The organism is Candidatus Kurthia intestinigallinarum (genome assembly GCF_003991225.1).
Taxonomy (GTDB): Bacteria; Bacillota; Bacilli; order Bacillales_A; family Planococcaceae; genus Kurthia; species Kurthia populi.
The window spans coordinates 1-1538 of the sequence record NZ_JTFC01000073.1; the positions used below are offsets into that span (position 1 = coordinate 1).

At 29.1% G+C, this 1538-nt stretch carries 2 protein-coding genes; both read right to left on the reverse strand.

The annotated features are described in order from the left end of the window. Window positions 1-290: 290 nt before the first annotated feature. Window positions 291-863, reverse strand: a complete 573-nt coding sequence (locus QI30_RS18695; RefSeq protein WP_126992073.1) for a hypothetical protein — start codon at window positions 861-863, stop codon at window positions 291-293. A 2-nt stretch (window positions 864-865) separates the two neighbouring features. Next, window positions 866-1538: AAA family ATPase (locus tag QI30_RS18700; RefSeq protein WP_158621074.1), on the reverse strand; the 673-nt coding region annotated here is incomplete at its 5' end.

A 1538-nucleotide genomic window follows, 5' to 3' on the forward strand; every position in this document is an offset into this window, starting at 1 on the left:
AACGCCTACAGTATGGCGCAACGTGCCTTTAATAACATAGCCAGTTAAAAACTATTGCAACCTACAGAAAATATATGTAGAATTAAAGGGACATTAGGAAGTACGTCGAATACTCCCTAACTAGCTTCATAGCTTAAAACTGGCTATCTATTATGACAAGCTGACGCCGTACCACTCATACGGTCGTTAGTGATATGTGAAGGACGGCAATCCAACACTTATCAGTCGTTTTAGATAGCTTTTTTACGTTCATTTTTTGTTAGTAAAATGATAGCATTTTTATTTTAAAACTACAAATCAGTTCTATCACTAGCTTTTTTCCAACTGTCTGTTGGAACGTTTAAAATGCTATAACATCTTTTATCAAATTCTTTTGATTGATAACATTCAACTTCCAAGTTAGGAAACTCCTGTTTTAGAATTTTTAATTCTCTAGGACATCTCCCACCTAAAAAAGCATGAGTGCTTGGTCTTCTATTACTTTTTGGTCCTTTATCTACTAAAATGTATGTTATTTTATCATATTCTTTAAAATCGAAACGTGTTTTAAGAAGTATTAATGCCTCGTAACACTTTATACGAACTGCTGGTTTTTTCACATCTGAACTGTAACTATTTTTAAATTCTATAAGTTTTAAATGATTATTTTTATCGAAAAAAAGAGTGTCTGGAGAAGTTAAACTGGTATAACTCGGAAAACATCTTTGCTTAACCTCATTTACTTTAATTTCATCAAAATCAAATACTTGTATAGCACGATTTTGAACTAAAAATTGCGAATTAGAATCATCTTCTGAACAATCATGAAGTGTAGAAAAAGAATAGTTTTCTTCTAAATACTGTTTAATTTCTAGAACATCCAAAATTACTCCTCCTCTAGTTCCAATTCATCTCTTAAATTTTGAAGATCAAACATTGATTCCGCTAATTCATCATAAATATCACTTAATCTTTGTGTATAATCCTCTATGGTATAAAAATTAGGGTTTTGAGTATGCTTAGATTTATAATAATTTACTTTCCCCTCTATTCCATGTTTCATTGAGAACAGTTCTATAGCTTCTATAAAGTATGGGCTATGGGAAGTTACTAAAAATTTAATATTTAAGTATTTAGATAAAAGCACTATTAATTCAGCATATTTAAGTTGCCATTCTGGATGTAAATGTATTTCTGGTTCATCTAATATTACATACTCTACAGTATTAAACGCTCCGCTATTTTTTAAAATACTAAGAATAGAAAAAGATTTCATACCTGTTGAAAGGTTTGACAATGATAGTTTCTTATTACGATCACTATATGGAATTTCATAAAAACTTTTCCTTCCATTTATTGAAATATTACCATCTATAACCTCTTTCAAAATAGCATTAATCATCTCATCATTTTTCTTTTTTGAAAAAACATTTTCATCCGAATTTGTTTGTTTTAATAAATCAATAAGATATGATTTATGATTATAAGATAATTTCTTACCTCCCAAATATATTCTAATTGATTCAGAAATCTCATCAATAACTGTAGGATCATCTATG